The following is an 8,094-nucleotide window of genomic DNA, read 5'->3' as shown; positions in this document are numbered from 1 at the left end:
TTCTTTCTAAATTCTATTGGATATGACATTTTTTCTTTATATAGCATTTATATCATTTTTATCAAAATTAGCATGACATTTTATAACGGATTAGCTATATATTCGCTTCATTGGTAGCATTTTGCAAATTGGAGTTTTTGAAAACAAAGACGCTTATGAACCATTTTGCAATGAAGTATAAGATTCTATTAAAAGCTAATAGGGCGGCAAGTTATGCTTTTACATAAGCTGAGTGAGTTATTTAAAGAATCCAAAATCAGCACACATCCTGAAATCAAGATTATTACAGATACTGGATATCAAGGCATACAAAAGCTATAAATCTGAATTACCAAGAAATAAGATGGTATTAACTAAGGAAGAGAAGAAGAAAAATCAAGAGCTTGTAAGTGAGAGAGTTACAAATGGGAATGTTATTGGAATTCTAAAACGGCTCAAAATCATTGCCGACAAATATAGAAACAGGAGAAAAAGATTTGGTCTTAGGTTTAATTTGATAGCTGGAATTTGTAATTTAGAGTTATCTTTATGAGTTTCGAAAGAGGTCTATTATCATAGCTCGAACATTATTAAGATACATTTATATACTTCTCTTTGAGAGTGTATTTTTTGTCTCATTTAGTCTGATTTCTTTCCACATTGCTTGGTAATAACCATTCTGACGCTATTTTTGTGGGGCAAAATTTACATCTCTTCATAACAACATTCATTCAACGCAAATTATCAGGCTATCAACCTATTAACCTAACAAAATCTATCTTTACATTGCAATAACCCCTTCAACAGTATGTTAGATTAACAAGTAATCAGCAATAACAACATAAAGTTCAGAAAATATTACAACTAAGACTAAAAATTTAAGCTGCTTAGATCGCCAATCACATATTTCAGCCTATACATAGAAGATAGCATTTTACTGTAAGATTTTGCATAGCTTATTTCTTGTTTAGAAAGTTCTCTTTCAGCATCCAGCATATCTGAGGTAGTTACAGCACCAGCTTTATAACCTTGTTGATTACCCTCAAATCTATCAAGTGCAGCAGCTACTGCTTGCTCACGAGCTTTTACCTCTAAGATAGAAGAATGATAAATATTCCAAGTGCTTATTGCAATATTTTCCACTTTATCATTTGCATCTTTCACCATTATTCTAGCTTTACTTTCTATAACATTACTGTTCATTACATTATATAATGATTTACCCCTATTCATTAATGGAATGGTAACAGAAAGAGATACAGAGTTTTTATAATCGCGGTTATCACTCGGAAACGGAAATGGAGGTGTTTTTTCAGATTGCGTTCTTGTTCTAGATTCAAAGTCTAATTTAACCTTTGGAGAAAATTCTGAAAGAGCAACATTTTTTGCCAATTTAGCGGCCTCCATATTTTTTTGGCTTGAATGTATATATGGATTCAATGATAAGGCCAAGGAAACAAACTCATCTTGAGAAGACGGTATTACAAAATTTGGTTTAATTTGTTCAAGTTTTTCAGAAGCATAAGCACCGCCGGTGAGATAAAAAAAGTTTTCTTCCTCAGCTATAAGCTCAGCTTCTGCACTTTTCAAAAGTGCTTCTTGCTCAGCAAGTCTATATTTTGCAAGAGAAAGCTCTGGCCTTGTGAGCTCACCAGCCTTAAATCTTAAATGCGCTTGCTCCAACAACTTCTTAGAAATCTCAAGACTTTTTAGATTTATAGAATGCGCCTCCCTGGCGGCTATTAGATTATAATATGATTCTATTACCTTAAGTAATTCCTCATTTTCTTTATTCCTAAAATCACTTTTAGCCGCTTGATCTAATTTATTTCTGTTAGCAATATAAGAAATATCCTGAAACCCAGAAAATAATTCTATCCCAGTACGTATACCTACAGTACCATCAAAATCAGGCGAGTAATCAATAACGTTATTGCTATTTTGGGCAGAGCTCAGAGAATACGAAAGCGAAACTTCTGGTATAAAGAAAGCTGTAATAGCTTCTTTTTTTCTTATCTTACTTTCTGAAAGCTTCTCTTTCTCTAAATTTATTTGTGCATTATTTATTTTTGCAAATTCAATTGCCTTACCCAGAGTATTAACTTCGATACGCTCTTTTTGAAATGCAAAAGAGTTGTATGCATAACAAAAAAGACATACAAACCACAGCCCCCTTTTCAACATATATAAACTAAACAATATAATTATAAAATTTCTACAATAGACCTAATAAAATTCGATAACGCACCAGCACCAAGGGCTAAAATAGTATCACCTGGAGATGCTTCACGTAAAATAAGCTGCTTAAGTTCCTCAAAATCACGTACTACAGAAGTATTTGTTCTGCATAACGTGCTTATTTTATCCCTTAGATGCTCAGAATCAACTCCATTTATAGGGTCCTCTCCGGAGGAATATACACCCGTTAATACCAAGCTGTCTACATAATTTGAAGATAAAACAGTAGCAAATTCCGACATAAATCTAGATAACCTAGTATACTTATGTGGCTCAAAAATTACAATCAGCCTACCATCGCCTTTTATTTTTGAGGCGACCTTTAAAACTGAATCAATTTCTGTTGGATGGTGCGCATAATCATCTAATACTGTTGCTCCGTTTAATTTCCCAATTTTACAAAATCTTCTTTCAACGCCTTTAAAATTTTTAAGAGCATCGAGCGCAAGATTAAGCTCGCAACCAAGTAATATAGATGCCAAGAGAGCCCCAAGCGCATTTTGAATATTATGCAGCCCAAGAAGTGAAAGCCTAACATCTTTTAATACCTTGGCTCCAAGGCTCATAGCAAAATCATCACCAAAGACGATATCAAAAACAGATTCATGTTCAAGCAATCTTATATTAAGAGCAGATATATCGTTATTCTTACCATATACACCATAAGAATAGAGTTTATCTTTCACATCTCTATATTCTTCATAAAAATTCCTCAATCCAGGATCATCAGTACACAGCAAGGTATTCTCTCCAAGATTAACAAATTTTTTATATTCCTCCAGTAATTTATCATGAGTCTCATAATATTCTACATGATCCATTTCCATATTTGTTACAAGCCCTAAGCTATGGCCTGTAATTAAAAAACTTCCATCTGATTCATCTGCCTCAACTACAGCAATCTCTCCGTGCCCTATATGGAGATTAGAATTTAAGTCCTTCATAATACCGCCAACAAAGATAGTTGGGTCCTTCAGGGATTTTATGCATATATATCCCAATAAGGAGGTAGTAGTAGTTTTTCCATGAGTACCAGTTACAGCTGCAACTTTTTTGCCTATTAAAATTTCTTTAAGGGCTTGCGCTCTATTTATCACTTGTATACCAAGCTCTTTAGCTCTAGAAATCTCTTCGTTATCAGATCGTATAGCGCTTGATCTAATAACCAGATCAATCTCAGTGGTTATATTAGCAGTACTGTGCTTATGAAAAATCTCAACTCCTAAATTTCTCAATTTTTCTAAAATGTCTCCAGTCTCAACTTTATCAGATCCGCTTACCATAAAGCCATTAGCGCACATATAGGCAGCAATAGAGCTCATCCCTATACCGCCTATACCTACAAAATGAACTCTTGATTTTGGATTGATCATTATTTAGTAAGTAATTTACACCATTTTGTATCTTCAAAATCTCTATTCAATATATCTCTATATTTCCCTGCAAGATTCTCTAATCCAAGCATATTATATACCTCTGCAACCCTATAAAGAGCCTCTGGTAAAAATACTGTATTACTATAATTTTTAAGAACAGTATAAAATCTAGGTAAAGCAGCATTAATGTCACCAGATTTTAGGTAAAAAACACCAGTTTTTATTTCACTTTGAGCTAATATATTTCTTAAAAAGAGAATTTTCTCTTTAGATGCTTGCGCATATTCAGATTGTGGAAAAAACTCAACTACACGAGCAAATAGAATTAACGCCTCTTTCACAGAGCTAAGATCCCTTTCTGTATACGGAAGTATATTGTAATAAGCTAACGCTTTAAGATAGTAAGCATATGGTATATTTTCGTTAAATTTGTATAAATGTATAAAATCATCTAAATACGCAACAGCATCAGGTATCTTATTCGCTTTATAACTAGAAAAAGCGGCCATCAATAGTGCATCTGGAGCGATTTTTGATGATGGATGCTGTAAAAATATCGATTCAAAAATCACTGCAGCATTTGCAAAATTGCCAGCAACCATTACAATCATCGCCTCTTCATATTCAGAATACGGCTCTTTTACAATATACACACCATCGCTATTAACACCACCATTACCCTCGTTCTTTTTTAAAGAATGAGCTCGTGGTTTCTCAGCTTTTGTAGATGATTGTTGCTTTAATTCATAATACTCTGTAAGAAAAGCGGGTTTAGGATTGTCCATCAATTGATCGGCGCAAGCACCAATTTTCCAAAAGAAAGGAGCGAGAAAGAGAATTATTAGTATATATCTAGCAGCCAAGCAAAACACTTAATCAAATATAAGAACACACAAATTCTAGCATACAAAGATAAATTTGAAAATCTCATAAAACAGAATTTTAATTTTCTGCTCTAAAAATGATATAATGCATTGATAACAATTGACTATATTTTAGTTATATATATCAGCTACTGAATGAAATTCATGCTATTATAAGTTATATTATTTCTTTTTGGTTTTTTTTGAGAAAAACCTTAAATGATCCGACTTGGCCTCTACAATCTTTGATTGGGATTATTTGTGTAAACAATTTGCTAAGGGTTCCATGCCTTGACCATTTTATAAATGAATCCTTTATGCTTTCTTCCCCAGTTCTACTACCTTTACCAGTTATTACAATCAACGCTCCACTGCAAGATTTATATCTTTTAAAAAATAAACACAGAGCTTCATATGCTTGCGATATAGTATGATCATGTAGGTCAATACTACGTTTATTTAAACTAACATCCTCAACCTTTGTATTATCGAATTCATTTTGTTTTACAAAAGTTACTTTTCTTGTAATGTGGTGGGCAACTGAAAACTCATTAATACAGTGATTATCAGTGGGTGTTTTCAAAGGTTTAACATTCTCAAAAAAATGCTCCCAGGATTCTTTTTGCATCTTTTATTATTCCTGTACTATATCACCTTTTGTTGTAAATATTATACCATTTGTATGATCTATTTCATGCTGTATACAAATAGATAGTATTCCACCATGAATTTTTTCCCTATGTTTTTTGCCCTCATGATCAAGGAAATCAACCACTATTTTTCTAGGTCTATGAGTATGTATAGAAAGCCCAGGAAATGATAAACATCCTTCATCAAAAGACATAAAATCCTTTCCGTAACTGCGTATTGAGGCATTAATCATGACGCATGGTTTTAGAAAATAGTGAGGCATATCTTCTAAATTTGGTATATCCATGACTATAACTCTTTTTAGGACTCCTACCTGAACAGCAGCAAGGCCAACACCATTGTTTTTTCGCATTGTAAAAAACATATCTGAGATCAGTTGCTCGGTTTCCTTATCTATCTTAGATATCTCTGAAGATTTTTTAAGTAAGAGCGGTGAGGGATCTGTAACCAATTCAAGTAAATTTGGTTTTAGATAGTCAAACACGAATATTAATTTATCAATCAAAACAATGCGTATTCTAACATTTGATTCTAGTACGAACAACAACTACATCTATAAAATAATAGATTTGCTTAATTATCCATTTTCATTATCATTTTTTTGCAAATGGTATATTGTAATTAATTATGTATCAAGCTGACCTATTCCATTGTTATAGTGTTATTTAATTATGTTCTACAGATGAGCAGAAGTAGGCTTTTTCTCTATCTTTTCTTTTTTCTTTTTCCATATTCTATAATCGCTGAACCAATAAGCATAGATTTAGGTGATGGGAACTTGCCACTTAGCTCAAAGATAATGCAGCTTGTAGCTGTTATAACGGTTTTAAGTATAGCTCCATCATTACTTATAATGGTAACTTCTTTTACAAGGATTATTGTTGTTATGTCTATACTTAGAACGGCTATAGGGTTACAACAATCTCCTCCTAATGTAGTGATGATTGGGTTATCTCTTTTCTTAACGTTTTTTATAATGACACCAACATTTGAAAGGGCCTATAATGAAGGGATTGAACCTGTAATTAACGGTAGAATGGATGAAGGTGAGGCGCTGATTGCCATTTCAAAGCCATTTAAGGATTTTATGCTTGATAATGTAAATGAGAAAGAGCTATCTGTATTTATAGCAATGGCAAAAAAAGATGATGATATAAAAAAAGATGACGTGCCGCTTCAGGTTTTAATACCTGCATTTATGATTAGCGAGCTAAAAAGGGCCTTTGAAATAGGCTTTTTGATATTTTTACCATTCTTGATAATAGATATGGTTGTATCATCCATATTGATGTCTATGGGGATGATGATGTTGCCACCTGTTATGATCTCTCTTCCATTTAAAATCATATTTTTTGTGCTTGTGGATGGTTGGTATATGATATGTGCAGGATTAGTTAAAAGTTATGGTGGTTAATTTTCTTAACTTAAGGGTATTATTAAGTACTTGATGTGAGCTTTTGTGATAAAATACGGCCCTACCACTAACCCATTCAGTTATATGAATAGATATCAGGACTCATTATATAGATTTTTTACATATTTTCTTGTATAAACCAGGTCGAAATTTTACTAATTTGTGGATATGTATCAAAAATTTTCCGCATTATTGCCATGGGTGGTAATTACTATAGTTACGTTATTATGTTCGATTATATGGTTGCCTGCATATTTTACGTTTAATAGGAGGATTATGACGTATGCTGGCTGTACGTGCGTTGTGATAAATCTTGTGGTAATTGAGTTTTTATTTAGGTTAAAAAAGGATGTTGAGGGATTTGAAAATGTACCAGATGGGGCTTGCATAATTGCGTGTAAACATCAATCTGCTATAGACCCACTATATTTTCCATATTTCTTCCCCTTTATGTCTGTTATTTTGAAAAAAGAACTTTCTAAAGTACCATTTATGGGCAGTTTTTTTAAAAATGCTGGTATGATTTTCATAGATAGATCTAGCCAATTAAGATCTATAAAAGAAATTCTTAAAGGTGCAAAGCAAGTTTTTGATGAGGGGAGGAAATTAGTAATCTTTCCTGAGGGTACAAGGGTCAGATATGGCCAAAGAGAAACAATTAAAAATGGAATAACTGCAATAGCGAGAAAATTTCCGGAATTGAAGATTGTACCAGTTTCGCTGGATAGTGGTAAATATTGGCCAAAAGGCTCTGCTATAGTTCCAAATTCAACTATTAAAATAAGGTTTGGGTGTCCATTTAGCTATTCTGAATACAAGGAGCAGATTGCTTCAAAAATAGAAGATGAAATCAATATTCTATAGCCGTTTTATTCGGGATGGAATAGAACTCCTTGCATTACAGCTTATTAGCCTTATTTCCAACATGTTCATTTCACTTAATTTACTATATAATCTGTGCTAAAAATTTATGTGGAAATACACAGTTTATCATTTTGGCGCAACCTGAATGCTTTTAAGTTCTATAGGTTTAATGAGGTCTGTTTAATAAAGCCTATTTAATAAAGCCAACTAATATTGGCTAGAGGTTTTTATAACCATATAATCCATATTCTTTCATACAGATTTTATATGACCTGTTCTAGTTATATAATAGTTTTAATCTATCCTCTTCCCTTACCATGAGAAACCAATCCGCCTATTTTACCTTGTATAATAGGTTGTGCTTTAATATCAAGAGGACTCTGTCCTAGCGGTTTTCCTGAAATACCCACCAAATTTAAAAAGCCAAGTTGTGTTGATAGCCAGCTCCCCTTTAGAGATTTAGCAAGCCCCTCAAATAAACCAATTGTATCCATTCCGTTAAAAACACCTGTAGGAGCGCTAAGGAGAGTACCTATAAGATTTGGGCCTACTTCAAGACCTGTTTGGATAGGCTGGCTGAACATAAACTCTATAGGCACTGTTAACAAAGGTTGTATTTAATAGATGCTAAAGCTATAAAGGCAAGGAAAGAGAGATCGGATTTCTCAAATCGTAATGCTAAGCGTCGATTTTCTTTGAGTTTAGCGAA

General features: G+C 33.1%; 8 protein-coding genes and 1 pseudogene. 3 read left to right on the top strand and 6 right to left on the bottom strand.

Going from position 1 to position 8,094, the window contains the following annotated elements:
* Positions 1-237: 237 nt before the first annotated feature.
* A pseudogene (locus Cyrtocomes_RS04280) lies at positions 238-532 on the top strand (transposase family protein); the annotation flags it as partial.
* 317 nt (positions 533-849) lie between these two features.
* Here the strand turns inward: Cyrtocomes_RS04280 and Cyrtocomes_RS04275 are convergent.
* From Cyrtocomes_RS04275 to def, 5 genes are all read right to left on the bottom strand, one after another.
* Positions 850-2,163, bottom strand: coding sequence for a TolC family protein (locus Cyrtocomes_RS04275; RefSeq protein WP_322497964.1), 1,314 nt, complete (start codon positions 2,161-2,163; stop codon positions 850-852).
* A gap of 20 nt (positions 2,164-2,183) precedes the next feature.
* Positions 2,184-3,590 (bottom strand): UDP-N-acetylmuramate--L-alanine ligase, encoded by a 1,407-nt coding sequence (gene murC, locus Cyrtocomes_RS04270; RefSeq protein WP_322497963.1) that lies wholly within the window; start codon positions 3,588-3,590, stop codon positions 2,184-2,186.
* Positions 3,590-4,378 carry an outer membrane protein assembly factor BamD gene (locus tag Cyrtocomes_RS04265; protein WP_322497965.1) on the bottom strand — a complete coding sequence of 263 codons (789 nt, stop codon included), beginning with the start codon at positions 4,376-4,378 and terminating at the stop codon, positions 3,590-3,592. The genes murC and Cyrtocomes_RS04265 overlap by 1 nt, the downstream gene beginning before the upstream one ends.
* 256 nt (positions 4,379-4,634) lie before the next feature.
* Complete coding sequence (locus Cyrtocomes_RS04260; RefSeq protein WP_322497962.1) at positions 4,635-5,084, bottom strand: hypothetical protein; 450 nt, start codon at positions 5,082-5,084, stop codon at positions 4,635-4,637.
* 6 nt (positions 5,085-5,090) lie between these two features.
* Positions 5,091-5,591, bottom strand: coding sequence for a peptide deformylase (gene def / locus Cyrtocomes_RS04255; RefSeq protein ID WP_322497961.1), 501 nt, complete (start codon positions 5,589-5,591; stop codon positions 5,091-5,093).
* Between the two features lie 198 nt (positions 5,592-5,789).
* Here def and fliP point away from each other — a divergent pair, with 198 nt between their 5' ends.
* A complete protein-coding gene (gene fliP / locus Cyrtocomes_RS04250; protein WP_322497960.1) occupies positions 5,790-6,521 on the top strand; it encodes a flagellar type III secretion system pore protein FliP in 732 nt (243 codons plus the stop codon).
* Positions 6,522-6,797: 276 nt separating this feature from the next.
* A complete protein-coding gene (locus Cyrtocomes_RS04245; RefSeq protein WP_322497959.1) occupies positions 6,798-7,385 on the top strand; it encodes a lysophospholipid acyltransferase family protein in 588 nt (195 codons plus the stop codon).
* Positions 7,386-7,684: 299 nt separating this feature from the next.
* Here Cyrtocomes_RS04245 and Cyrtocomes_RS04240 read toward each other — a convergent pair whose 3' ends face one another.
* Positions 7,685-7,984, bottom strand: a complete 300-nt coding sequence (locus tag Cyrtocomes_RS04240) for a hypothetical protein (protein ID WP_322497958.1) — start codon at positions 7,982-7,984, stop codon at positions 7,685-7,687.
* Between the last annotated feature and the right edge of the window lie 110 nt (positions 7,985-8,094).

Origin of the sequence: Candidatus Cyrtobacter comes, assembly GCF_034470605.1 — a bacterium.
Lineage (GTDB): Bacteria > Pseudomonadota > Alphaproteobacteria > Rickettsiales > Midichloriaceae > Cyrtobacter > Cyrtobacter comes.
Note: the sequence above shows the minus strand (reverse complement) of the source record. Positions and strands in the feature narration are given on the sequence as shown.